The organism is Nocardiopsis sp. LDBS0036, assembly GCF_041228755.1.
In the GTDB taxonomy this organism is placed as follows: domain Bacteria; phylum Actinomycetota; class Actinomycetes; order Streptosporangiales; family Streptosporangiaceae; genus Nocardiopsis; species Nocardiopsis dassonvillei.
The window spans coordinates 3,342,093-3,366,858 of the sequence record NZ_CP141103.1 but is presented as its reverse complement, the minus strand read 5'-3'; the positions used below and the strand labels follow the sequence as shown (position 1 = coordinate 3,366,858).

General features: G+C 72.3%; 22 protein-coding genes and 1 tRNA gene. 13 read left to right on the top strand and 10 right to left on the bottom strand.

Annotation, left to right across the window (positions count from 1 at the left end):
• Positions 1-113: 113 nt before the first annotated feature.
• Both UIS43_RS14130 and UIS43_RS14125 read right to left on the bottom strand, forming a co-directional pair.
• On the bottom strand, positions 114-476 hold the full coding sequence (locus UIS43_RS14130) for an FmdB family zinc ribbon protein (protein ID WP_013155092.1): 363 nt from the start codon (positions 474-476) through the stop codon (positions 114-116).
• 216 nt (positions 477-692) lie between these two features.
• Positions 693-1,337 carry a 5-formyltetrahydrofolate cyclo-ligase gene (locus tag UIS43_RS14125; protein WP_358456012.1) on the bottom strand — a complete coding sequence of 215 codons (645 nt, stop codon included), beginning with the start codon at positions 1,335-1,337 and terminating at the stop codon, positions 693-695.
• Between the two features lie 157 nt (positions 1,338-1,494).
• Between UIS43_RS14125 and galU the strand changes: the two genes are divergently transcribed.
• From galU to UIS43_RS14085, 8 genes are all read left to right on the top strand, one after another.
• Entirely contained in the window at positions 1,495-2,433 is a 939-nt protein-coding gene (galU, locus tag UIS43_RS14120; RefSeq protein WP_013155090.1) for a UTP--glucose-1-phosphate uridylyltransferase GalU, read from the top strand.
• A 137-nt stretch (positions 2,434-2,570) separates the two neighbouring features.
• Positions 2,571-3,803: a gephyrin-like molybdotransferase Glp gene (gene glp / locus UIS43_RS14115; RefSeq protein WP_013155089.1), complete on the top strand. Its 1,233-nt coding sequence runs from the start codon at positions 2,571-2,573 to the stop codon at positions 3,801-3,803.
• A gap of 138 nt (positions 3,804-3,941) precedes the next feature.
• Complete coding sequence (gene moaC / locus UIS43_RS14110; protein ID WP_013155088.1) at positions 3,942-4,451, top strand: cyclic pyranopterin monophosphate synthase MoaC; 510 nt, start codon at positions 3,942-3,944, stop codon at positions 4,449-4,451.
• Complete coding sequence (locus UIS43_RS14105) at positions 4,444-4,956, top strand: molybdenum cofactor biosynthesis protein B (protein WP_026338439.1); 513 nt, start codon at positions 4,444-4,446, stop codon at positions 4,954-4,956. The genes moaC and UIS43_RS14105 overlap by 8 nt, the downstream gene beginning before the upstream one ends.
• 250 nt (positions 4,957-5,206) lie before the next feature.
• A complete protein-coding gene (locus UIS43_RS14100) occupies positions 5,207-5,929 on the top strand; it encodes a GNAT family N-acetyltransferase (protein WP_013155086.1) in 723 nt (240 codons plus the stop codon).
• A gap of 395 nt (positions 5,930-6,324) precedes the next feature.
• Positions 6,325-6,969, top strand: coding sequence for a hypothetical protein (locus UIS43_RS14095; RefSeq protein WP_013155085.1), 645 nt, complete (start codon positions 6,325-6,327; stop codon positions 6,967-6,969).
• A gap of 112 nt (positions 6,970-7,081) precedes the next feature.
• Positions 7,082-7,155, top strand: a tRNA-Ala gene (locus UIS43_RS14090).
• A 354-nt stretch (positions 7,156-7,509) separates the two neighbouring features.
• Positions 7,510-8,130: a TetR/AcrR family transcriptional regulator gene (locus tag UIS43_RS14085; protein WP_019609854.1), complete on the top strand. Its 621-nt coding sequence runs from the start codon at positions 7,510-7,512 to the stop codon at positions 8,128-8,130.
• A 216-nt stretch (positions 8,131-8,346) separates the two neighbouring features.
• Here the strand turns inward: UIS43_RS14085 and UIS43_RS14080 are convergent, their stop codons facing one another.
• Positions 8,347-9,072 carry a response regulator transcription factor gene (locus UIS43_RS14080; RefSeq protein WP_013155083.1) on the bottom strand — a complete coding sequence of 242 codons (726 nt, stop codon included), beginning with the start codon at positions 9,070-9,072 and terminating at the stop codon, positions 8,347-8,349.
• A gap of 1,130 nt (positions 9,073-10,202) precedes the next feature.
• On the opposite strand from UIS43_RS14080, the gene UIS43_RS14075 reads away from it, so the two are divergent.
• Positions 10,203-10,805, top strand: a complete 603-nt coding sequence (locus UIS43_RS14075) for a hypothetical protein (protein ID WP_013155082.1) — start codon at positions 10,203-10,205, stop codon at positions 10,803-10,805.
• Between the two features lie 44 nt (positions 10,806-10,849).
• Here the strand turns inward: UIS43_RS14075 and UIS43_RS14070 are convergent, their stop codons facing one another.
• The 4 genes from UIS43_RS14070 to iscB form a co-directional block, all read right to left on the bottom strand.
• Complete coding sequence (locus tag UIS43_RS14070; protein ID WP_013155081.1) at positions 10,850-11,158, bottom strand: sec-independent translocase; 309 nt, start codon at positions 11,156-11,158, stop codon at positions 10,850-10,852.
• 255 nt (positions 11,159-11,413) lie between these two features.
• Entirely contained in the window at positions 11,414-11,617 is a 204-nt protein-coding gene (locus tag UIS43_RS14065) for a cold-shock protein (protein WP_013155080.1), read from the bottom strand.
• Between the two features lie 310 nt (positions 11,618-11,927).
• Complete coding sequence (locus UIS43_RS14060; RefSeq protein WP_370010267.1) at positions 11,928-13,562, bottom strand: dolichyl-phosphate-mannose--protein mannosyltransferase; 1,635 nt, start codon at positions 13,560-13,562, stop codon at positions 11,928-11,930.
• Between the two features lie 28 nt (positions 13,563-13,590).
• The gene (iscB, locus tag UIS43_RS14055) at positions 13,591-15,423 is read right to left on the bottom strand and encodes an RNA-guided endonuclease IscB (RefSeq protein ID WP_370010264.1); all 1,833 of its coding nucleotides are present in this window, start codon (positions 15,421-15,423) and stop codon (positions 13,591-13,593) included.
• Between iscB and rsmI the strand changes: the two genes are divergently transcribed.
• A complete protein-coding gene (gene rsmI, locus UIS43_RS14050; RefSeq protein ID WP_013155077.1) occupies positions 15,359-16,237 on the top strand; it encodes a 16S rRNA (cytidine(1402)-2'-O)-methyltransferase in 879 nt (292 codons plus the stop codon). The two genes, iscB and rsmI, sit on opposite strands and share 65 nt — an antisense overlap.
• Before the next feature lie 88 nt (positions 16,238-16,325).
• A complete protein-coding gene (locus UIS43_RS14045; protein ID WP_013155076.1) occupies positions 16,326-16,988 on the top strand; it encodes an AIM24 family protein in 663 nt (220 codons plus the stop codon).
• Between the two features lie 138 nt (positions 16,989-17,126).
• Here the strand turns inward: UIS43_RS14045 and secD are convergent, their stop codons facing one another.
• Together secD and UIS43_RS14035 are read right to left on the bottom strand one after the other, a co-directional pair.
• On the bottom strand, positions 17,127-19,784 hold the full coding sequence (secD, locus tag UIS43_RS14040) for a protein translocase subunit SecD (RefSeq protein WP_370010262.1): 2,658 nt from the start codon (positions 19,782-19,784) through the stop codon (positions 17,127-17,129).
• A gap of 76 nt (positions 19,785-19,860) precedes the next feature.
• Entirely contained in the window at positions 19,861-20,307 is a 447-nt protein-coding gene (locus tag UIS43_RS14035) for a hypothetical protein (RefSeq protein ID WP_013155074.1), read from the bottom strand.
• Between the two features lie 271 nt (positions 20,308-20,578).
• Between UIS43_RS14035 and metG the strand changes: the two genes are divergently transcribed.
• Together metG and UIS43_RS14025 are read left to right on the top strand one after the other, a co-directional pair.
• The gene (metG, locus tag UIS43_RS14030; protein WP_013155073.1) at positions 20,579-22,396 is read left to right on the top strand and encodes a methionine--tRNA ligase; all 1,818 of its coding nucleotides are present in this window, start codon (positions 20,579-20,581) and stop codon (positions 22,394-22,396) included.
• Between the two features lie 79 nt (positions 22,397-22,475).
• Positions 22,476-23,399, top strand: a complete 924-nt coding sequence (locus UIS43_RS14025; protein ID WP_013155072.1) for a TatD family hydrolase — start codon at positions 22,476-22,478, stop codon at positions 23,397-23,399.
• Positions 23,400-23,525: 126 nt separating this feature from the next.
• Here UIS43_RS14025 and rsgA read toward each other — a convergent pair whose 3' ends face one another.
• The gene (gene rsgA / locus UIS43_RS14020; protein WP_370010260.1) at positions 23,526-24,689 is read right to left on the bottom strand and encodes a ribosome small subunit-dependent GTPase A; all 1,164 of its coding nucleotides are present in this window, start codon (positions 24,687-24,689) and stop codon (positions 23,526-23,528) included.
• Positions 24,690-24,766 lie beyond the last annotated feature (77 nt).

The window sequence follows — 24,766 nt, the reverse complement described above, 5'->3', positions numbered from 1 at the left end:
GGGCGCCCGGGCGTGGAGGGGCGGGCGGCTGCCCGGCGCACCCGCAGCGGAGCCGGACATGCCGCGCGCCGCCGAGGGGTCGGCGGCGCGGTGGGCGGTCAACGGCCCGGCGGTCAGCTCGTCGCGGCGGTGGCGCTGGTGCTGCCGGCCTTGGCCGTGGTGCTGCTGCTGGTGTCCGAGGAGGAGCCCTTGGTGTCCGAGGAGGCGGAGGACGCGGCGGAGGAGTCGGTGGAGCCCGAGTTCCCGCTGTCCTTGCTCTCGGTGGAGCCCGAGCCGGTCAGCACGGAGCTGTTGGAGGACTTGCCGCTGTCGGTGCGGTAGAAGCCGGAGCCCTTGAAGACGATGCCCACGGCGGAGTACACCTTGCGCAGGCGGCCCTCGCACTCGGGGCAGACGGTCAGCGCGTCGTCGCTGAAGCTCTGCACGACCTCCATCTGGGCGCCGCACTCGGTGCACGCGTACTGGTACGTAGGCACTGTTCGGGTCCTCCTTGCTGGCACTCTCGCCCGTTGACTGCTAAATAGTACGCGCTCGCCGACCGGAGCCGTGACAGGGCCTCGCCCACGGGGACCGGTGCGGGGGCGCGGGCGGTCGGACGCCGGGCGCCGCCGGAGCGCGACCGCCAGCGACAACGCCCCCGGGGCCCGGGTTAATCCCGCCCCGGTCCCGCCCCGCGGTCCGGCCGCTCCCGTTCAGTCCTTCCGGCTCAGCCGCTCCCGCTCGTCCGGTCCGCCCGGCCACACGCCCGCGCCGAGGACCCGCACCCCGCCGGACGGGGTGACCACCGCGTCCACCGGCAGGTCGTGCGGCTCGGCGGGCAGCGACTCCACGAACTCCTCGTCGTGGACCAGGGCGATCGCCGGGGTGTGCGGGCCCTTGCGGGCCAGCGCGCGGTCGTAGCACCCCGCGCCGCGCCCCAGGCGCGTCCCCCGCCGGTCCACGGCCACGGCCGGGCAGACCACCGCGTCGGCCCGGGCCAGCGCGTCGGGCCCGTAGCGGCGGCCCACGGGCTCCAGCAGCCCGTGACCGGCCGGGGCCAGGGAGTCCGGCCCGTCGAAGGCCGCCCAGTCCAGTTCGCCGCCGGGCAGGAACACGGGCAGCAGCACGTAGGCGCCGCGCTTCCACAGCGCCGCCACCAGCTTGCGGGTGTCGGGCTCGCCGCCCACGGAGTAGTAGCAGGCGACCGTCCCGCCCATGGCCAGCCACGGGACGTCCAGCAGCGCGTCGCGGACCGCCGACCCGGCCCGGGCGCGCTCCTCGGGGCCCCGGGCGCGCCGCCGCTCCAGGAAACCCCTCCGCAGCCCGGCCTTGGCCTCACGCAGTCCGCTCTCGCCCATGGCCCCAGTGTGGCACCGCCCCGACCCGGCCGGTTGCCCCGTGCGGTGAACAAGCGGTGGCGGTCCACCCTCCGCCACCCGAAACCATCCGTACTTCTTGGCGCCCTCCTGTGTGTGCAGGCGCGGAGACGGCCGACCGCTGGCCTAAAGTGCCGACATGAACGACTCCACCGACCACAAGCGACCCTCCGGTTCCGTGTCCGTCACGAAGGCGGTCGTACCCGCCGCGGGCCTGGGCACGCGCTTCCTGCCCGCGACCAAGGCCACGCCCAAGGAGATGCTGCCGATCGTGGACAAGCCCGCGATCCAGTACGTCGTGGAGGAGGCGGTGGCCGCCTCCCTCCAGGACGTCCTGATGATCACGGGACGCAGCAAGCGCTCCATCGAGGACCACTTCGACCGGGCCTACGAGCTGGAGGAGGCGTTGGAGGCCAAGGGCGACGACGCCCGGCTGCGCTCGGTGCGCGAGTCCAGCGACCTCGCCCAGGTGCACTACGTCCGCCAGGGCGAGCCGCGCGGCCTGGGCCACGCGGTGCTGTGCGCGGAGGCGCACGTCGGTGACAACCCCTTCGCCGTCCTGCTGGGCGACGACCTCATCGAGTCCGCCGACCTGCTGCGCCGCATGATCGAGGTGCGCGAGCGCCACGGCGGCAGCGTCGTCGCCCTCATGGAGGTGGAGCCCGAGCAGGTGTCCCTGTACGGGTGCGCGGGCATCGAGCCCACCGACGAGGACGACGTCGTCACCGTTACCGACCTGGTCGAGAAGCCCGCCCCCGAGCAGGCGCCGAGCCGCTGGGCGATCATCGGCCGCTACGTCTGCGACCCGGCGGTCTTCCCCGTCCTGCACGAGACCCCGCCCGGCCGGGGCGGTGAGATCCAGCTGACCGACGCCCTGCGCGAGCTGGCCCGGCGCAAGCCCGAGGACGGCGGTACGGTGCACGGCGTCCTCTTCCGCGGCCGCCGCTACGACACCGGCAACAAGGCCGACTACATCCGCACGGTCGTGGACTTCGCCTGCCGGCGCCCCGACCTCGCCGACGAACTGCTGCCCTGGCTGAGCGACTTCGTCGACCGCGCGCGGGCCCAGCGCCCCTGACCGGGACTCCCGAGCGCCCCGACCGGGGCCCGGCGCACCGCATACGGGGCCGGACGCGGCAAGAATGGGGCGCGAGCCGTCTCCTGAGGGAGGGGAGGCGGGGCCACCACAGGAACCGCGAACCGGGAGGAACCCCCGTGAAGAGCGTCGAACAGCACATCGCCGATGTCCTGGCACTGATCCCCGACCCCGTGCCGACCGAGCTGGACCTGCTCCAGGCACACGGCGCCGTGCTGGCCGAGGCCGTCACCTCGCCCGTGTCGCTGCCGGGCTTCGACAACTCGTCCATGGACGGGTACGCGGTGCGCGCCGCGGACCTGGAGTCGGCCTCGCCGGACCACCCCGTGCGGCTGCCGGTCGTGGCCGACATCCCGGCGGGCGACCCCTCCCCGACCGCGGTCCTGCCGGGCAGGTCCGCCCGGATCATGACCGGCGCGCCCATGCCCTCGGGCGCGGACGCGGTGGTCCCGGTCGAGTGGACCGACGGCGGCACGGCCAGCGTGACCTTCGACCGGCCGGTGAAGGAGGGCAACGCCGTGCGCCGCGCGGGGGACGACGTCACCGCGGGCGCCACCGTGCTGCGGCCGGGCGTGCGCATCGGCCCGGGGGAGATGGGAGTCCTGGCGGCCGTCGGGCGCCGTTCGGTCCCGGTCTACGCCCGCCCCCGCGTGATGGTGCTCTCCACCGGCGAGGAGCTGGTCGAGCCCGGGCGCCCGCTCGGCCCCGGCCAGATCTGGGAGTCCAACAGCTTCATGATCGCCGCCGCCGCGCGTGACGCCGGGTGCGAGGTGCACCGCCACGGGTTCGTGGGCGACCACCCTCAGACGGTGCGCGACACGCTGGACGACCTGCTGGTGCGCGCCGACATCGTGGTGACCACGGGCGGCGTGAGCATGGGCGCCCACGACGTGGTCAAGGAGGTGCTCACCCGCGAGGGCACCGTGGAGTTCGTCCAGGTGGCGATGCAGCCGGGCAAGCCCCAGGGCTTCGGCGTGATCGGCCCGGACCGGACCCCCATCATCACGCTGCCCGGCAACCCGGTGAGCGCCTTCGTGTCCTTCCAGGTCTTCGTCCGGCCCGCGCTGCGCCGCCTGCGCGGGCTCGACCCCCGGCCGCTGCCGAGCATGCGCGCCCTGCTCACCTCGCCGGTCACCTCCCCGCCCGGGCGCCGCTCCTTCCTGCGTGCGGTGCTGGAGGAGTCCCCCTACGGGCGCGACGCCGAGCCCACGGTGTCCCCGGCCTCGCACCAGGGCTCGCACCAGCTGTCCGCCCTGGCCGGGGCCAACGCGTTCGTGGTGGTGCCCGAGGAGGTGACAGAACTGGCCGCGGGCAGCCGCGTCGAGGTGGTGCGCCTGCCCGAACCCGCCTGAGCCGCGCCCGACCGGGTCCGCGGACCCGTGGAGCGGGGGCCCCGGGAGTGCCGTACGGTCGTGGTGGCGCGCTCCGGCGCGCCCGGACGCGGCCGACCGGCCGCGTCCCGCGTTCCGAGCGGAGGAGTTGGCGGACCCATGACCGACACCCCACGGCGGGAGGGGGCCGACCACCCCTCCGGGTTCACCCATCTGGACGGATCCGGCGCCGCCCGCATGGTCGACGTCTCGCAGAAGACGGTGAGCGCGCGCACCGCCACCGCGTCGGGCCGGGTGCTGCTCGGCCCCGAGGCCGTCGCCGCCCTGCGCGGGGGAGGGGTGCCCAAGGGCGACGCCCTGGCCGTCGCCCGCATCGCCGGGATCCAGGCGGCCAAGCGCACCCCCGACCTGGTGCCCCTGTGCCACCCCATCGCCGTGCACGGGGTGGACGTGGACCTCACCGTCGTGGACGCGGGCGTGGACATCCGGGCCACGGTCCGCACCGCCGACCGCACCGGCGTGGAGATGGAGGCGCTCACCTGCGTCATGGCCGCGGCCCTGGGGCTGGTGGACATGGTCAAGGCGATCGACCCCGCGGCCGAGGTCACCGGAGTGCGCGTCGAGGAGAAGACCGGAGGCAGGAAGGGCCACTGGAGGCGTGGTGACTGACGCCCCCGTCCCCCGCGTGGCGGTCGTCACGGCGTCCAACCGGGCGGCGGCGGGAGTGTACCCGGACCGCTCCGGACCGGTCGTGGCCGAGGGGCTGCGCGGGATCGGCTGCGAGGTCGTGGGGCCGTGGGTGGTCCCCGACGGCGAACCGGTGGCCCGGGCCATCGGCCGCGCCCTGGACGAGCGGCTCGACGCCGTCGTCACCACCGGGGGGACCGGGCTGACCCCGCACGACCACACGCCCGAGGTGACGCGCGCCCTGCTGTCCTACGAGATCCCCGGGATCGCCGAGGCGCTGCGTGCGGCGGGCCGGGACAAGGGCGTGCCCACGGCGATCCTGTCGCGCGGCCTGGCCGGGGTCGCCGAGCGCGCGGGGCACCGGATGCTCGTGGTCAACCTGCCCGGCTCCCGGGGCGGCGCCGCCGACGGGATGGAGGTGCTGGCGCCGGTGCTGCGGCACGCGGTGGACCAGCTGCGCGGAGGCGACCACGCCCGCTCCGAATGACACCGGACAATGACCGGAATCACATCCCGGGCATTCCGACCGTTGAGAATTCCTTGGGGCGGGGCCGGTTTTCGGTACGGGAGTATTGGAGTTAAGAATCAGCCGATTCTTGCCCGCGGGGGCGACCGCAGCCATGCCGCGTCCCCGGGAGTGGAATACTGGAGCCCGTCACCGGCGACGGGAACCCGACGCCTCCGCGTCCGGTGTCGCAGCGCTGGGCTACGGTGCCGAGGGCATCGAAGGGACGGTCGTGAATCGCAGACATGGGTGGCCCGTCACCCTCCAGGAGGGTTCGGTCGTACTCCGGCCACTGCGGCTCCGCGACGCCGCGGCGCTCCGGGACACGCGTTCGCGCAACGAGGAGTGGCTGCGCCCCTGGGAGCCCACCTATCCGGAGATGCCGCTGCGCACCACCGGGCTCACCCCCTACGTCTCGATGCTCCAGTCCATCCGCCACGAGGCCAGGCAGGGCCTGTCCATGCCCTGGGCGATCCTCTACGGCGACAGGTTCGTCGGCCAGATCACGGTGGGGGCCATCGTGTGGGGCTCGGCCAGGTCGGCGCAGGTCGGGTACTGGATCGACAGCGCCCACGCCGGGCTCGGCATCACCCCGACCGCGGTCGCGCTGGCCGTGGACCACTCCTTCTTCCGCGTCGGGCTGCACCGGATCGAGGCCAACGTCCGGCCAGAGAACCGGGCGAGCAGACGCGTGGTCGCCAAGCTGGGTTTTCGCGACGAGGGCGTGCGCAGGAGACAGCTGCACATCGACGGGGCCTGGCGCGACCACATCTGCTACGCGATCACCGCTGAGGAGGTCCCCCAGGGGCTGATGTACCGGTGGCGCCACGAGTCCTCTTCTTCCGGACCGTCCGGGGAACCCGGTTCCGGCCCCGGTTCCGCTTTGGGGCCACAGGGCCCGAACGGCGGCCGGGATCCACACGATCCGGCGAGTCCGTACCCGGAGCCGAACTGAACGTGCCAACATCGCAGAAGCATCCGGAACTTAAACCTGACTTTAGTGACATTGACTCATTACTTTGCGTTGAATTGGGACTGCACTCCGCAGTCGTTGGCTGACCTGTGCTTTCACCCCCGGGGTCAGGGCGTCCGAAACTGAGAGTCCACAATCTTGCGACACTCCGGTCAGAATGTGGCGCATTTATGGACACGGGGTCGTACCGTGCGGAACATAGACGCATTGACGATGCGGGCAACGCGTGGATATGGCGCACCGGAAACTCCCCGGGTCCGGGGAGGGACGGGTGCGGCGCTCCCCGCCGGGACGTCTCCGTCCCCGGGAGCACCACGCGGCGCGGTGTCGACGAGGTGTCGATCAACGTCCAGTGGCCGTCATCGTGAGGAGGGGTGATGAGCAGCTCTCCTCTGTACCTGGCCATCGTGGTGGTGTGGCTCATAGTCCTGGTGCCGATGCTGCTGCGGAAGGACCCCGACACCTTCCACGAGGACCCGCGGGAGGACGAGGAACCCGCGGGGACCGAGGCCGACGAGGCCGGGGAGGACGCCGAGGGGCGTGCGGAGGACCCGGACGCCACCGAGACCCGGGTCCTGCGCCGTGACGACCACGGCATCGCCCCGGCGGACGCCCCCGGGCCCGCCGGGGACGCGCCGCGCCCGGGGCGCTACCGCGCCGAGTCCGGGCCGCGCGCCCGCGTCATCGCCCGCCGCCGCCGTCGCACCACGACGCTGATCCTGGTGAACGCCGCCACCCTCGTGGCCGTGGCCCTCGGGCTGGGGCCCTGGTGGGTGGCCGCCCCGCCGGCGCTGCTGTTCGCCGGACACCTGGTCCTGCTCCGTGAGGCCGCCAAGGCCGACGCCGAGCGCAGGGAGGCGGCCCTGCGGGCCCGCCGCCGTGAGGTCCTGCGCGCCCGCCGCGACGAGGCGGAGCGGCGGCGCGAGGCCGAGCGCGAGGCCGAGGTGATCGCTCTCAAGGAGCGGCGCAGCCAGGTCTACGACCAGTACGCGGACGCCCGGCTGCGGGCGGCCGGGGACTGATCCGGTCCGGACCGGGAACGGTCCGGGCCGGGGCCGCGCCCGCTCCGGGACCGAACCGGGAGAAGCCGGTTCGGACCACTCCGGGTTTCCTGCTAATGTGGATCTCGTCTTCGGGGCTATGGCGCAGTCCGGTAGCGCACCTCGTTCGCATCGAGGGGGTCTGGGGTTCAAATCCCCATAGCTCCACCGCAGACAGCAAGGCCCCTCCCGGGTTCGGGAGGGGCCTTCGCCGTGTTCTGAGGGACATCCCCGGGAGGCTTCCGGGAGATCTCCGGTGGTGGACCCGTGCTCGTCCCCGGCGCGGAGGGGCCCGCACGGCGCCCCGGCGCGCACAGCCGGGCGGGCTCCGGTCCGGAGGCGGTGCTGCTGTTCCCTGCGGCGGGAGGTCGTTTCCGGACCGGAGCCCCGAGTGTCACCGGCGAAGCGGCTATCCCCTGTCGCGGGGCGGCCGGTACCCGTCCAGCGTACTCCCCGCCTTCGCGGCGGGGCAGGCCTCCGCAATCTTTACAGTGGCAACCCCCCGTCGTAGGGTGCGGAGCCATGGCACACGGATACCACCACGGGAACCTCCGGGCCGCCGTCCTGGAGAAGGCGGCCGAGGTCATCGCCAGGGAGGGGCCCTACTCCTTCAGCCTGCGCTCTCTGGCACTCGAACTCGGGGTCAGCCACACCGCCCCCCGGCACCACTTCGGCAGCCGTGAGGGCGTGCTCAACGCCCTGGCCACCGAGGGCTTCCGCGAACTGGCCGCGCGGCTGCGGGCCAACCGCGAGTCCGGCGGGGGCTTCCTGGAGGCGGGTGTGGAGTACGTGCGCTTCGCGACCGGCCACCCGGCGCACTTCGACGTGATGTTCACCCCCAGCCTGCTGAGCGACGACGACGCCGAGCTGAACGCGGCGCGCACGGCGGCCTTCGACGAGCTCCGCGCCGGTGTGGAGTCCCTGGCCGAGGAGGGCCGGGAGGTCGAGGACGCGGCCGCCGCCATGGTCGCGGGCTGGTCGGTCGTGCACGGCATCGCCACGCTCTCCCTCACGGGGAACCTGGAGGGCTCGGGGTTCGGTGACCTGTTCCGCGACGCCGACCTGCTCACCGTGACCCGCCGCAGCGCCGGGCTGCTCTTCGGCCCCTCCGCCGCGGGCCGGGGCCCCTCCGCGGGGGAGTAGGTCCGCCCGGCGCGGCTCCCGACCGGCCGCGGGGCGTGCGCCGAACGGTGCCGCGCCCCCTCCCGGCGCCCCTGTGCGGCCCGTGACGCGCAGGACGCGTCCACGCGGGCGTTCTCGGTGCTCCTGGGACTCGTGGTGCTGCTGGTGCCGGACGGGCTCCAGCGTCCGGCTGGCGGCCGTCCGTCGGACACTGGAGCCCGACCCGGCCGGAAGGCCTCAGCGCCCGGAGACGTACTCGGCCCGGACGGCGTAGATGGCGGCCTCGGTGCGCGAGTGCACCTGGAGCTTCTCCAGGATCTTGCGGACGTGGTTCTTGACGGTGTTCTCGGTGATGAACAGCCGCTCCCCGATCTCCCGGTTGTTCAGGGAGCGGGCCAGCAGCTTGAGCACCTCGGTCTCGCGCCGGGTCAGCTCGGGGATGGTCGTGCGGCTGGGCGGCGCGCTCTCCTGCTTGGCCAGCTCGGCGAACTCCCCGATGAGCTTGGTCGCCATCGCCGGGTTGATGAACGAGTCGCCCTTGACGATGGCGCGCACCGCCTCGGCGAGTTCGGTCACCGAGATGGCCTTGAGCAGGTAGCCCGTGGCCCCGGCCTTGAGCGCGTCGAAGAGGTCGCTCTCGTCGTCGCTCATGGTCAGCATGATGAACCTGGTGTGCGGCACCGCCTCGCGGATGCGCGAGCAGGCGTCGATGCCGCTGGTGTGCGGCATCATCACGTCCATGATGACGACGTCCGGACGCAGCTCGGCGGCCAGGCGGACGGCTTCCTCCCCGTCGTTGGCCTCGCTGACCACGTCGATGTCGGGCTCCTCGTCCAGGACCGACACCAGGCCCCGGCGGAAGAGCGCGTGGTCGTCCACGACCATGGCGCGGATCGGGGCGGCCGGAGCGGCGGGCTCCCCGGGACAGGGGGCCTGGGCGGGGAAGAGGGGGTGTGCGCTCATGGATCTCCTACCCGTCCCGTCCCTGGCCGTGTGACGGGCTCTCGCGCACCGGGGACCCGGGTCTGTCCGGGCGGACGCGGTGCGGGCGTGTCCAACCGCCGGCCAGGAGGAGAAGGGCCGACCGGGGGAGACGGATGCGCATGGAGACCTCCTGCTGGGGCTGCCCATTGTCTCATGTGCGCTCGGTGAGCGGAGTGGTAACGGACGAACGCACCGCCCGGTACCCCGCGCGCACCCGCGGGAAACGGTGCGAACGACACCGCGGGAACGGCGTGGAAGGGTGCCACCACCATGAGCCCGGGAAGAGGGAAGTAGGATATGTGGTTTTGTGCATGACCGAAACAGGTGCTCTGGGGGCTCCCCCTCCGTGTGCGCGCCCGCGGGACCGGAACGAAGACGCCATGACGCAGAGTCACGTTCAGACAGAACGGATGTGATGGTGCAAAGCTGGCATAGCTCTGCTTTCCGACATTCGGTTCAGTAGGTTCTCCCTGGTAACAGCCCGTGTTGATCTCCGGGGGTGCGCCCAAACGCGCCTCCGGATATCCCGATTTCCCGTCCCGGGGAAATGCGAACGCCGTCGCTCTCCGTTATATTCATGGTGTTGATTTGACCTGGCTGATGTCTTGTTTTGGCAGGCCGCCAAGCTGGCAGTTGTTGTGTCTGCGGTAATGAAAGTCCTTCTGATCTGGGGAAACGAGCCAGGATTCGGCTATTCGGACCATGCTTCAGCGGGCTTCGGTGGTGCCCGTGCCATAAAATGATGAACATTCGCCCATGGGACTTGCGGACCGAGAGCGCTCTGCGCCATCGTGGTCGTGGGATGGGCTGGAAGCCACACGAAAGGTAGATGCCATGACCACGCGCGTGATTACTGCCCGTGACAACGGGTGGGCCTGGCTGTAACCAGTCCGCCGAAAGGGTTCCGCCGAACCCCGGCACAGGGACCCGACCGGACCCCCGAGGACCGGTCGGGTCCTTTCTTCGTCCCCCGCCTCCGCCGCCCGGCCCGCACCGCCCCCGGAAGGCACCGGGGCGGGGATTTGACCGAGCGCGGCACCGGGTAGGGATCCGGACACCGAACCCCGGCCCCGGCAGGGGCCCACCGCGCGACCGTGAAGGGGCGGACCGTGTCCGACTCCCCGAAGTACCCCGGCGGATACCACCCCGAAGAGTTCCCGCCGCAGGACCCCCCGGCCACGCCGGGGGACCCCGCGTTCCCGACGGAGGAGCACCGGCCACCGCCGGAGGCCGCACCCGTGGGGGGATACGAGCCCCCGCCCCCCGAACCCCCGCCTCCCGGGCCGCGTGAGACCACGGTCGAACCGGTGGAGGAGGAGCCCGCGGTCGCGGCGGAGCGCTTCCGGCGCACCACACCGGCCCGGCGCAAGGTCATCCCCGCCCGCAGGACCGGCGGGCACTGGCGGCTGCTCGCGGGAACGACGACCTACGTGATGGTGGTCGGCGGGATGGCGGACTACGTCGATCCGCAGACCCGCGCGCTCGCCCACCTGGTGTTCTGGCTGCTCATCGGGGGCGCGTTCCTGGTCACGCTCAACCGCGAGCGCCGCCACGGCTGGGAGCCGGGCCCGCGCTGGCCCTGGCTGGCCGGGGCCTTCGGCGGAGCGCTGGCGGTGGAGGTCCTGGTGCTGGCCTTCGGGTCGCCCGCGATCATCGTGGGCTCGGTGATCCTGCTGGGCCTGGCCCTGTTCGTGCTCATGCTCGTGGGCTGAGGCCGCGGGCCGGGGCGGAGGAGGGGCGCGGGCCGGGGCCCGCGTCAGGTGGCCTCGTCGTCGAAGGGAGGGCGCTTGCCGTTCAGCCGGGCCACGGGCTTGCTCTCCTGCTCCTCTTCCTCCCAGAAGTGCTTCTGCACGAAGCGCCGGGGGTTGAGGTCCTGCACGTCGAAGTCCTTGAACTCCGGGCCCAGCCCCTCGCGGATGTCGTTGGAGGCGGAGTTGGCCATCGTCCGCAGCTGGCGCAGCACCCTGCCCACCTGCTGGGCCGCCTTGGGCAGCTGGTCCGGACCGAAGATCAGCAGCGCGAGCAGGAGGAGGACGACGAACTCTCCTCCGCTGATGTTGAACATGCGCGACCTCAGTCCTTCGGTGTACCGACCGGCTTCAAGCAGGTTAACCGGTATCGGGGGGCTTGGGTAACCTCACCCCGGTCGTCCGCAAAGGGGGTGGACACGGGCCAGCCCCCCGCTCTGCGAGCGGAGGGCTGGGCGCGGGCGCTCCACCCGGTCCCGGCTGCTCGGGTGCGCCGTCAAGTAAGGGAACGCGGACGCGGAAGGTGCCGTCGGGCGACCGGGAATTCCGTCGACCGCGTGGAAAGGACGGCTCTAGACCGCTTTGACGTCAGCGGCCTGCGGGCCCTTGGGGCCCTGGATGATGTCGAAGGTGACCTTCTGGTCCTCTTCCAGGTTCCGGAAGCCGGTGCCCGAGATCGCCGAGTAGTGGACGAACACGTCGGGCTGACCGCCCTCGACGGCGATGAACCCGAAACCCTTCTCAGAGTTGAACCACTTCACGGTGCCCTGAGCCATGTGCACTCCCTTGGGGACTACTGCGGGGCCGCACCCTGCTGGCCCCGGGCCGCCGGGCGCCTGACCGACGGGTGAATCCCGCACCGGCGAGCGCCCACGTGAAGTTCCGCGAGGCGCCCCGGGCATCCATGGAAACTACAACAGCAACCAGTTGCTGACAGTACCAGGGAGGGTGCTGCCCTGCCGAGGCCTTCCACACGGGAATCGCGCTCTTTCCCTGTCCTGTTTCGGCTACTCGCAACTGTTGATTTCCGTTCGCCGGGCCACTAATGGGGCGCGGCCGAACACGGATGCGCCGGGGCGCCGTTCACTAACCGCCGCTGCCGTAGATCCACACGTCGAACCACATGCGTTCACGCCACATACCCTCGTCGATCGGATACGCCGACAACACCGGGTAGAAGTAGGCGAAATTGGCCACGATCAACAGCAGGACCACGCCGTAGACGATGCCGCCCACCGCACGCGTGTAGGGGGCGAAGCGCGGACTGTCCTCCCCGGCCCCCATCGCCAGGCCCAGCGCCAGCACGATCGCCAGGACCAGGAAGGGCAGCAGCGGGACGGCGTAGAACAGGAACATGGGCCGGTCCGGGTAGGCGAACCACGGCAGCCACCCCGCGGCCGCGGCCAGCAGCACCGCCCCGGCCCGCCAGTCGCGGAAGGTCACCCACCAGCCGAGCATCACCGCCAGCGCGAGCAGGCTGGACCACCAGATGACCGGCGTGCCGATGGAGACCACGGAGGTGACGCAGTCGCCCGTGTCGCACGAGGCGACCTCGCCGTTGTAGTGGAACATCACCGGGGTGCGCATGACCAGCCACTCCCACGGCGCGGAGATGTAGGCGTGGTCGCTGGTCAGGTCGGTGTGGAAGGTCATCATCCGCTGGTGGTAGTCCACCAGGCTCCACAGCGCCTCCACCGGCGCCCGCAGGAACCCGGGCACCCACTCGGGCGCCATGCCGTCCGCGAAGTCGCGGTTGTAGCCGCCGCGGGTGAACAGCCACCCCGACCACGAGACCAGGTAGACGACCCCCGCGACCACCACGGTCTGCACGAACGCCGGGACGGCGTCGACGCCCAGCCACCGCCAGAAGAAGCCGCGCTGGCCGACGCTGCTGCGGGCCCCGTAGTCCCACGCCACCGTGAGCAGGCCGAACGCCGCGACGAAGAACAGGGCCGACCACTTGGTGCCCACCGCCAGGCCGAAGCACAGACCGGCCGCCAGCCGCCACCAGCGCATCCCCAGCCAGCCCACCGACGCCAGGTCCCCTCCCGCCTCCGCCAGGCGGGCCATCCGCTCCCGGGTGCTGTCCCGGTCGATCACCAGGCACGCGAATCCGGCCAGGATCCACAGGGTCAGGAAGATGTCCACCATGGCGATGCGGCTCAGCGTGAAGTGCAGGCCGTCCAGCGCCATGATCAGCCCCGCCGTGCAGCCCAGCAGCACCGAGCGGGTCATCCGCGTGGCCAGCCGCACCAGGATGAGGACCGAGAGCACCCCGGCCACGGCGGAGGCGAACCGCCAGGCCTCGGGGGTCATGGTCGTGCCGAACGGCAGGAGCGACCACAGCCAGTCGCCCAGGGCGATCATCCACTTGCCCACCGGCGGGTGCACGATGAAGTCGCCCGTGCCGGTGAAGATGTCCTGGTACCCCTGGGCGAGCAGGTCGTCGGCCTCGACGGGCTCCTCGACGGTCTCGTGCTCGTAGCCGAAGTTCCAGAGCCCGTAGGCGTCCTTGGCGTAGTAGGTCTCGTCGAAGTAGATCCGGTCGGGCTGGCCGAGGTTGAAGAACCTCAGCACCCCGGCGAACAGCGCGACGGCGAAGGCGCCCAGCCAGCCCAGCCAGCGGGGCGCGGGGTTGACGGGCAGGAAGCGGGCGCGTATCCGCGCCGACCGCGGCGGGGGCGAGGGCTCTGCCTCGGAGAAAGGTGCGGTGGTGGTCATCGGGTGTACGGGGTGGATACTCCCGCCCTCAGGCGGTGGAGGGAGCCCCTGCCTCCTTCTGGGTGGTGTAGCCGTAACCGTCCGCTCGCTGGAGCAGACACAGGTTCTTCCATGAGGTCTTGATCGGCCCATACGAGGTTTGCAGGGTGTGTCTCCCGCTGCTGCGCACCGCCACCCGGCCTGTGCGCGTCCCCGCGTTCATGTCCGACGGCACGGCCGCTCGGGCCAGATCCCCGGTCTGGAAACCGAAGAACCGTTTGCGGCGGGGCAGACGCAACCGGGGGAAACCGTGCCTGTCCGCCCGGGTACGGGCATAGGGGCCGCGCCCAGCGGCCCCGACGACCAGGACCGTTGAAACAGCCGTGGTGACGGCTTCGACCCTGCCCACGGCCAGGGCGTCCAGGGTGTGGGACTCGGGCAGGTGGTCGCGGGTGCGGTTCCACTTCGTCCGACCTCCCGATCCCACACGGGTGGGCGGGCACTCGTCCAGGGGCCGCCACAGCGCCCACCGAGTGGCGTCGACCGCTGCGGCATCGCGCAGCGGCGCCTTGGTCTGCGCGCTGATCCCGGCGAGAGCGCGGGGGTTGGTCACGAACTCCTCGACGGGCTGGTCGGCTTTGGCCCGATTGCACGGGACACAGGCCAGCGCGAGGTCGGCCACCCGGTCCGATCCGCCTCGGGAACGGGGACGGACGTGGTCGACGTTGAGCGGGGTGCCGGTGGCACCGCAGTAGGCGCACGCCCGTCCCCACTTGGCCAGCAGGTACTCGCGCACCTCGTAGCCGTGCAGGGTGCCGTGTCGGTACTCCACCCCTTCCGCAGGACGCCCCGCGCCCAGGGCGTGGACGTCGAAGGCGACCCGCTCCAGGACCGGAGCCCACCGGGCCGGACGACCCACCCAGGCCAGGGTGGTGTCCACCCGGTGCCGGAGCGAGGGTGGCGGCCAACCGCGTGGACGGGTGCGGTTGTCGAACCGGGCCGTCCGGTAACGCAGGTTACGAGAACGGCGCCCCTTTCTGTAGGCGGCGCGTTGGCGCATCCTCTTGGCGATCTGACCGCCTCGGTGGTCCGGCCGTATCGCACAGCGGCCTCGGCGTTCTCCACGCCGGTCGGTGAACACGGCGGTGCCGGCGCGCTTGCTGCCTGGGTCAATGCCTGTCTCGACCCCGTCGACCCCGGACTCGGCGGTGGTGCGATCCTTCAACCTGATGACGAAGGGGGTGTGCCGGGCCGCGATCGCCCGGCCCCTGGCCAGGAGCCGGCGGGCCCGCGCGGGGTGGGTGGGTTGTAGTGGTGTGCCGTGGCGGTCCGGCACGAACACGTACGGGTGCCCCTCGCGGGGCGTGGTCTTCGGTGGACGGTCCTCACGGGCCTGCTCCCCGGCCCCCGGGGACACGGGGGCGACGCCACCAGCGGTAGGTGAACCGCCGGTGGTCTCCCCTCGCACATGTTCCACACCGGGTGCCCCGCGCACGTGGCTTCCGCGCCCCGTTTCGTTCCCGTTCCTTGGAATGTCCGCTGACGCGGATTCCAGAGCAGGCCGCTGAGGAAGCACGGCCTGGTGGGTCTTCTCACCTGTGTGGAACGTAGCCAACTGGTCACCTCCCTGGTGTTGGCTGGTGCTGGTGACGCCAGGCCCTCGACCCGGGGGTCGAAAGCCCCGCCTTCGAGCGGGGAACGCGTTACCTCGGCTCGTAGGTTGGGGTCGGAGATGGTTGTCCTTTGCGGACGGACCACGAAACCAGGTTTCGGATGGCGTGACGAGCCAACCGTAGCGCGACAGGACGGGGATCACAGTGGTTGAGGGTGGAGCTGGGACGAGTGGAGGGACGGGGACCCTGACGCTCGCCGGTGTGCCCATCGGGAACGTGGAGGACGCGCCGCCCAGGCTGCTGCGCGCACTGGAGGGCGCCCGCGTCATCGCGGCCGAGGACACCCGAAGGCTACGCCAGTTCGCCTCCCGCGCGGACGTGCGCCTGGGCGGGGAGGCGGGCGCCCGGGTCGTGTCCTACTACGACGCCAACGAGAGCCGCCGCACGGACGAGCTGCTCGGCGACCTGCGCGCGGGCAGCGACGTCCTCGTCGTCACCGACGCCGGTATGCCGGGGGTGTCCGACCCCGGCTACCGGCTGGCCGCCGCCTGCGCGGGAGAGGGCATCCCGGTGACCGCCATCCCGGGGCCGTCCGCCGTCACCACGGCGCTGGTGGTCTCGGGCCTGCCCACCGACCGCTTCTGCTTCGAGGGCTTCCCGCCCCGCAAGGGCCTGTCGGGTTACCTGGCCGACCTGGCGGCCGAGCGCCGCACGATGGTGTTCTTCGAGAGCCCCCACCGCGTCGCCGCCACCCTGGAGGCGATGGCCGCGGCCTTCGGCGCCGACCGGCGCGCCGCCGTGTGCCGGGAGCTGACCAAGACCTACGAGGAGGTGCGCCGGGGCGGCCTCGGGGAGCTGGCGGCCTGGGCCGCCGAGGGCGTGCGGGGCGAGATCTCCCTCGTGGTGGAGGGCGCCCGCCGCGACCCAGGGACGGTCGGGGACGCCGACCTGGTCGCCGCGGTCTCGGACCTGGAGGAGGAGGGCGTGCGCCGCAAGGAGGCGATCACCCGTGTGGCCAGGGAGTTCGGTGTTCCCAAGCGCCGGGTCTACGACCTGGTGCACGGGGTCGTGTCCGCCGACTGACCGAAAACGGCGGCCCGCGGCGGAACCTTTCCGGTTCTGGAGCGTCTGACCAGGTGAACCAGCCAGACCGTCGATGGGGAACACGTTCATGCGAAGCCACCTCTTCCAGCAGGCCCAGGAGACCAGCCAGCCGGGTATGCACCTGCAGAACCACAAGATGCTCCGGGTGGGCCTCAACGGCGAGTTCTTCGCGCGTCAGGGCGCCATGGTCGCCTACCAGGGCCAGGTCGACTTCTCCTACGAGGGGTCCGGCAGCGTCAGCAAGTTCTTCAAGAAGGCCTTCACCGGCGAGGGGCTGCCGCTGATGAAGGTGTCCGGGCGCGGCGACGTGTTCCTGGCCCGCGACGCCTGGGACGTGCACCTGGTGGACCTGGAGGACGACCACCTCACGGTCAACGGCGACAACGTGCTCGCCTTCGAGGCCGGGCTGAACTGGGACATCCGCCGTGTGGAGGGCGCGGGCATGGCCGCCGGCGGCCTCTTCAACACGGTCTTCAGCGGCCGGGGCAGGGTGGCCATCGCCTGCCACGGCGCCCCGGTGCTGATCAACGTCGACCAGCCGACCTTCGTGGACACCGACTCCGCGGTCGCCTGGTCCAGCTCGCTGAGCACGGGCGTGCGCCGCACGGTCAAGGCGGGCGCGCTCATCGGCCGGGGCAGCGGAGAGGCGCTCCAGCTCTCCTTCGAGGGCCAGGGCTTCGTCCTGGTGCAGGCCTCCGAGGGCGCGCCGGTCGCGGCCCAGACGGCCTGACCCGACAGGCGAAGGGCCCCGGGACGTGTGTCCCGGGGCCCTTCGCCTTCCGGTCCGCCGCGCCACCCGGGGGCGGCGCGGCGGGCCGTGTGAGACGCGGCGGGTTCCCGGCCGCGGGGCCGGGAATCCTGGGCGGCGCTAGACGACGGCGCCGTCGTCGGCCTCGCGGGCGGCCTTGGCGGCCACCTTCTGCTTGGCCTTGCGCTCCTTGACCACGTGCGGCGGGTCGGTCCTGTCCCACCTCTGGAGCCAGATGGCCAGCGGGACGGCGACGAAGATCGTCGAGAGGACGCCCGTCACCAGACCCACCAGCATGGCGATCGAGAAGTCCTGGAGCGAGGACCCGCCGAGGAAGGTCAGGAAGCCCAGGATGATCAGAGCGCCGATGGAGGTGTTGACGGTACGCGGCAGGGTGTTGAGCACCGCGCGGTTGGCGATCTCGGAGAACTTCGACCTCTCGTCCCGGGCCCACTCGTCGCGCACCCGGTCGAACACCACCACCGTGTCGTTGACGGAGAAGCCGATGACGCTCAGGAGCGCGGCGAGGAACACGCCGTCGATCGGCTTGCCCAGCCAGATGAACAGCCCGATCACCAGGACCAGGTTGAAGGCCAGCGACAGCATGGTGGACACGCCGAACGACCAGCGGAAGCGCCAGGCCAGGTAGACCATCTGGAGCGCGAGGGCCGCGCCCAGGGCGATCAGCGCGCGGTTGCGCAGCTCGTCGCCCATGCTCGGGCCGATCAGCTCGTCGCTGACCAGTTCCACGCCGCCGGTCTGCTCGCCCAGGGCGTCGGCGATCCGGGCCGCGTCGTCGTCGGAGATGCTGCCGGTGCGCACCGAGATGTCGCCGTCACCGGACTCCTGGACCACGGCCGTGTCCGAGCCGGGGAAGTCCAGCGCGGAGATGACGGAGCGGGCCTCGTCGACCGAGACGCCCTCCCCGCTGGTGACCTCGTACTCCAGCACGCGGCCGCCGGTGAACTCCACACCGAGGTTGGTGTCGCGGATCAGTGGCGCGGCGACCGCGGCCGCCACGATCAGACCCGCCACGATCAGACCCTTGGCGCGGTGGCCCATGAGGTCGGGGTTCTTCTCGACCAGCCAGATGCGGACGCCGCCGATGCGGTTCAGGCCGCTGACGGCCGGGTGCTTGCGCACGACCGCGCGCCGCACCGCCCACTCGACGAACACGCGCGCGATGACCAGCGCGGAGAACATCGAGACGAGGGTGCCGATGCTCAGGGTCACGCCGAAGCCCTGCACGGTGCCCGAGGCGAAGAAGAACAGCAGGGCGGCGGCGATGAGCGTGGTGATGTTGGTGTCGAGGACGGCGCTCCACGCTTTGCGGGAGCCCACGACGAACGCCTTCTCCAGGCTCGGCGGCACCGCCCGGCGCCGCTTGCGGGTGAGCACCCCGGACTCGGCCTTGGCCGCCTCGTCCTCGGTGGCGTCCCGCAGCCCGGCGGACTTGTTGGCCTCGTAGACCTTCGCCTGGCGCTGGTGTTCCTCACGTGTGCGTTCGAAGATCAGCACGTTGGCGTCGATGGCCATACCGATCGCCAGCACGAAACCCGCCAGGCCCGGCAACGTCAGTGTGGCGTTGATGGCGACCAGGGCGCCGTAGGCGATGAGCGTGTAGAAGCCCAGGGCCAGGGCGGCCAGGAAGCCGACCAGCCGGTAGACCAGCGTGATGTAGAGCGTGGTGAAGACCAGGCCCAGGATCGCGGCGACGGCGCTGGCCTGGATGGCCTCGGCGCCCAGGGTCGGGCCGACCGTCTGGCGCTGGACCTCGGTGACCGGCAGCGGCAGCGAGCCGCCCTCGATCAGCACGGCCAGGTCGTTGGCGGTCTCACTGGTGAAGTCGGGGCTGGTGATGGTGGTGGTGTTGCCGGGCATGCCCACGTCGCAGGAGAACTCCGGGTTCACCTCCGGGGCGGAGATGATCTGCCCGTCCAGCACGATGGCCACGCGGCGGCGCGGGTCGCCCTGTTCGTAGCAGGCGGCGTCGGCGGTCAGCGCGGTCCACTGGTCGGCGCCCTCGCCGCGGAAGTTGACGTTGACCGTCCACTGCGCGCGGTTGACGCTGTCCAGCGCGGCCTCGGCGCTGGCCACCTGGTCGCCCTTGATGGCGGTCTCGCCGAGCTGGAGCTGGGTGCCGTCGGAGTCGGGGAGCGTCATCACGACGTCCTCGGGGTTCTCCGCGCTGGGGCCGGCGGGGGGCTGCTGGCCGCCCATGCCGCCCTGCTGAGCCATGAGCTCTTCGAGCTGCTCCTGGGTCATCTCCCCGCCGCCGCCCTCGGCGGCCTCGTCACCGCCCTCGGCCGCGGCGTCGGACGGGGCGCGCGCCTCGTCCGCGGTGGCCTGCGGGGCGTTGGCGGAGTCGCCCGGGGCGGGCGCCTGCACGCCCTGGCCGCCGGCCTGGCCCACGCCCAGCACGGGGTGGAAGGACAACTGGGCGGTCTGGCCGATGATCTGCGCGGCCTCCGCCGGGTCCTGCACACCGGGCAGTTCGACGATGATCCGGTTCTCGCCCGAGCGCGACATGGTCGCCTCGGACACGCCCAGGCGGTCGATGCGCTGGCGCAGCACCTCGACGACCTGGTCGGTGTTCTCGGAGTTGGCGGGTGTGCCCTCGGGGCCGTCCTGGGTCTCCAGGACGATCTGTGTGCCGCCGCTGAGGTCGAGCCCCAGGCGCGGCGGGATGAACCACGCCGCGCCGAACGCGACGAGGATGACGAGAAGGGAGATGAGGGCGCGTGTCCAACGCGCGCCCGCTCCCGTTTGACTGGACAAGGACCTGGTACCTCTTCACTGCGAATACGGGTGATCCCGACGCACGCCGGAGACAGGGGGGTACGCGCGGGGATGGTCAGATGGCGGTGTTCGCGGTGGGAGGGGGAGCCCGTGTCGGCGGCAGCTCCCCGGGGGCGTCCAGGTCCGGGACGGGAACGGGCGCGGGGGGAGAGAGCGGCCACCAGGGCTGGTCCCACACCGCCAGGCGCAGTGCGCTGCTGGGCACGGTGTCGGGCAGGTCGCGCAGCACCGACCGGTGGTCGCACGTGGAGGCGGGCGGCCCGACGGTGACCATCGGGTTCTCGGCCAGGTCCGCGCGTTCGCGCGGGGTCACCCGCTCCTGGTCCGCCGCCGCGGCCACGGCGCCCTCGGGGGCGCTGAGCAGGCCGTGCGGAGGCAGGGGCGGTCCGGCCGGCCGCCCGCCGCCGGAGGCGACGGGGAAGGACAGGATGACGAGCAGGACCACGCTGGTCAGCAGGGCGGTCGTGTGCCGGGCAGGGCGGGGTAGGGCACCGGTAACCATGGTGACCACCGCCTCGGGGAAGGACCGGGAGGGAAGTGCTGCCCGACCGTGCGTCCCGGTGGCGCACGGCTCGTCCAGCAGAGCATACGGGTAGGGGCAAGCCCCGGGGAATGTCCCTTCGGCCCCTGTCGCACCGCCGGGCCGCCGTGCCCCGGACCGCGCGCGGGGAAGCCGGGCCCGGCGCGGCGCGTGCGGCGCCGCGTGCGCGCCCCGGGGCCGTGCGCGGGAAATGGAGTTCAGCACGGCGCGGCAGTACCTTTAGGCTTGGGTCATGTCGTCGAATCGTCACATCCTGACCGCGGTCGCCTGGCCCTATGCCAACGGACCGCGCCACATCGGTCACGTGTCCGGCTTCGGAGTCCCCTCCGACGTCTTCTCCCGCTTCCAGCGAATGTCGGGCAACCACGTGCTGATGGTCAGCGGGACCGACGAGCACGGCACCCCGGTGCAGGTCCTGGCCGACCAGGAGGGCGTGACCCCCCGGGAGCTGGCCGACCGCTACAACCGGATCATCGCCGAGGACCTGGTGGGCCTGGGTCTGTCCTACGACCTCTTCACCCGCACCACCACCGGCAACCACTACGCCGTCGCGCAGCAGCTGTTCACCGCGCTGCACGAGAACGGGTACGTGTTCGCCCACACGACCAAGGGCGCGGTGTCCCCGTCCACCGGCCGTACGCTGCCCGACCGCTACATCGAGGGCATCTGCCCCATCTGCGGTTACGACGGCGCGCGCGGCGACCAGTGCGACAACTGCGGCAACCAGCTCGACCCGATCGACCTCATCTCGCCGCGTTCGCGGATCAACGGCGAGAAGCCGGAGTTCGTGGACACCGAGCACTTCATGCTCGACCTGCCCGCCTTCGCCGACGCCCTGACCACCTGGCTCAAGGGCAAGGAGGGGCAGTGGCGCCCCAACGTCCTCAAGTTCTCCCTGAACCTGGTGGAGGACCTCCAGCCGCGCGCGGTCACCCGCGACCTCAACTGGGGCGTGCCCGTCCCGCTGGAGGGCTGGAGCGACAACGCCAACAAGCGCCTGTACGTGTGGTTCGACGCGGTCATCGGCTACCTGTCGGCGTCGGTGGAGTGGGCCCGGCGCATCGGTGAGCCCGAGGCCTGGCGCCGCTGGTGGCAGGGCGACGAGGCCCGGTCCTACTACTTCATGGGCAAGGACAACATCGTCTTCCACTCGGTGGTCTGGCCCGCGATCCTGCTGGGCCACAACGGCGAGGGGGACCGGGGCGGCGAGCCCGGCCCGCTGGGCGAGCTGAAGGTGCCCACCGAGGTGGTCTCCAGCGAGTTCCTCACCATGGAGGGGCGCAAGTTCTCCTCCTCGCGGCGCGTGGTGATCTACGTGCGCGACTTCCTGGAGCGCTACTCCGCCGACGCGCTGCGCTACTACATCATGGCCGCCGGTCCCGAGACGCAGGACACCGACTTCACCTGGGCCGAGTTCGTGCGCCGCAACAACGACGAGCTGGTGGCGGCGTGGGGCAACCTGGTCAACCGCTCCATCTCGATGGCGGCCAAGAACCTGGGCGAGATCCCGGCGGCCGGTGAGCTGACCGACGAGGACCGCCGGGTGCTGGAGGACTCGCGGGCCGCGTTCGCCAGGGTGGGGGAGCGACTGGAGCGGTCCCAGTTCAAGGCGGGCCTGCAGGAGGCCATGCGCACCGTGGCCGAGGCCAACAAGTACATCTCCGACCAGGCCCCGTGGGCGCTGAAGAAGACCGACCCCGAGCGGATGGCCACCGTGCTGCACGTGGCGCTCCAGCTGGTCCAGGACGCCAACACGCTGCTCACCCCGTACCTGCCCGAGTCGGCTAACAAGGTGTACGCGATGCTCGGCGGCACCGGCACCTGGACGGGCATGCCGCGCATCGACGCCGGGCGCGACACGATCGGCGGCTCGGAGGAGGAGGTGGAGTACCCGGTCATCACCGGGGACTACGCCGACAACGAGGCGCGCTGGGAGTCGCGGCCGATCGCGGTGGGCACCCCGCTCGGCCGTCCGGAGCCGCTGTTCGCCAAGCTCGACCAGTCGGTCGTGGACGAGGAGCTGGCCCGCCTGGAGGGCGCCGCCGGGTAGGCCCCGGCCGCGGCGGGGAGAAGGACGACCGCGCCGGCGGGCACCGCCCGTCGGCGCTTCTTCGTGGAGGAACGTGAGCATGGGAAAGCGCAGCGGCAGAGCGGTCAGGGAGCGCAACGACCAGACGCCCCCTCCGGTACCCGAACCCCTGCGCGTACCGGTCGCCGACAGCCACACCCACATGGACATGCAGACCCCGGAGGTCGAGGAGATCATCGCCGCCGCCGAGGGCGTCGGGGTGACCCCGCTCGTCCAGGTGGGCGTGGACCTGGCCTCCTCGCGGTGGGCGGCCGAGGTGGCCGCCGCGCACCCGGGCCGGGTGTGGGCGGCGGTGGCCCTGCACCCCAACGAGGCGCCGCGCATCGTGCACGGTGACGGCGCCCCGGGCGTGGAGGTGGACGACACCGACTGGGCGGGCAAGCTCCGCGAGCCCGGCGGGACGGCGGAGCTGGAGGCGCAGCTGGCCGCCGTCGACGAGTTGGCCGCTCTGCCCCAGGTGGTGGCGGTCGGCGAGACCGGCATGGACACCTTCCGCACCGGTCCCGAGGGCGCGCGGGCCCAGGAGGAGTCCTTCCGCCGCCACATCGACATCGCCAGGCGCCACGGCAAGGCCGTGATGATCCACGACCGCGACGCCCACGAGGACGTGCTGCGGATCCTGGAGGAGGAGGGCGCGCCGGACAGGGTGGTCTTCCACTGCTTCTCCGGCGACGCGGCCATGGCCAAGGTGTGCGCCGAGCACGGGTACTTCATGAGCTTCGCGGGCAACGTCACCTTCGCCAGCGCCGAATCCCTGCGCGAGGCCGCCGCGGCGGCGCCGCCGGAGCTGATGCTGGTGGAGACCGACGCGCCCTTCCTCACCCCCAAGCCCTACCGGGGCCGTCCCAACGCCCCCTACCTGATCCCGCACACGCTGCGGACGCTGGCGGGGGTCAAGGGCATGGACGAGGACGAACTGGCCGGGATCATCGCGGGCAACGCGGGACGCGCCTTCGGGTTCTGACCCCGGGATCCGCGGATCCGGACCCCCGCCGTCACGAACGGCGGCGGGGCCGCGCGTCCCGCCGGGAACGCGGGGACCCCGCCCTGGCGACCGCGCGCCGCCCACGCCGCAGGCGGCGCGCCAGCTCTAGCCGCCCCGCTTGCGCGGGAAGGCTGCGCGCGAAGCGCGTCCGTTGAGGGTGGTGGCGGGTGACGGGTGGGAGTTCTCCCGGCCCTGCCGGTCGGCGGCCTTCCACTGCCTGCGGCGCTCGGCGCGCAGTCGCGCGTCGCCCCGGGAGCGGTTCCACTCGGACTCGCGCCGGAGCCGGTTCCAGCGCTCCAGCCGCCGGGCGTCCAGCTCGCCCTCGTCCACGGCGGCGGTGACCGCGCAGCCGGGCTCGCTGCCGTGACGGCAGTCCCGGAAGCGGCACTGTTCGGCGAGGTCGGAGACGTCGGCGAAGGTCCGGTCCACGCCCCGCGCGTCGCCGGGCACGTCGATGCGCCGCACCCCGGGGATGTCCAGGACCAGCGCTCCGCCCGGCAGCTGGAGGAGCTGGCGGCGGGTGGTGGTGTGCCGCCCCCGCCGGTCGTGGCGGATCTCGCCGGTGTCCATCAGCTTCCGCCCGGCCACCGCGTTGACCAGGCTGGACTTGCCCGCTCCGGAGGTGCCGAGCAGGACCCAGGTGGTGCCGGGCAGGAACCGCGCGGCCAGTTCCTCCACACCGAGGCCGGTGTGCGCGCTGACGGTGTGCACGTCGGCGCCCGCGGTCACCGAGCCGACGAGTTCGAGTACCTCGGGGAGGCGGTCCCCGGCCAGTTCGGCCTTGGTGACCGCCACGACCGGGGTCGCCCCGCTCGCCCAGGCCAGGCTGAGGAAGCGTTCGAGGCGGCCCACGTTGGGCCCCTGGTCGGCGGCCTCGCAGACCAGGACGCCGTCGATGTTGGCGGCCAGGACCTGGTCGTGGGAGTCGCGGGCCACGCCCTGGCGGACGAGGCTGCCGGAGCGTTCGAGGACGGCCTCGACGACCCAGGTGTCGCCGGAGCGGCGCACCGCGACCCAGTCGCCGCCGCACGGGGCGGAGGACGGGTCGGCCTGCGCGGCCCTGGTGACGGCGGGGGAGTAGTCGGCGGCGGCCTCGCGGGGGAGGCGGATCACCGCCCCGCCCCGGCGGGAGGAGGAGACGCGCGCGGGGAGCAGCGGGTGGGGGCTCGCCGCGGCGACGGCGTCGAAGGCCCGCTCGACGCGGCGGTTCCATCCCAGCGCGGTCAGCGGGGAGGCGGCGGGTGTGTCTGTGCTGTCGTACGTGTTCACGACGGACTCTCTGGAGCGGCGAGCCGTCAGGAGGGGAGGCGCCCCTCAGGGCTCGCGAACGGTCGGGAAGGTCGGGT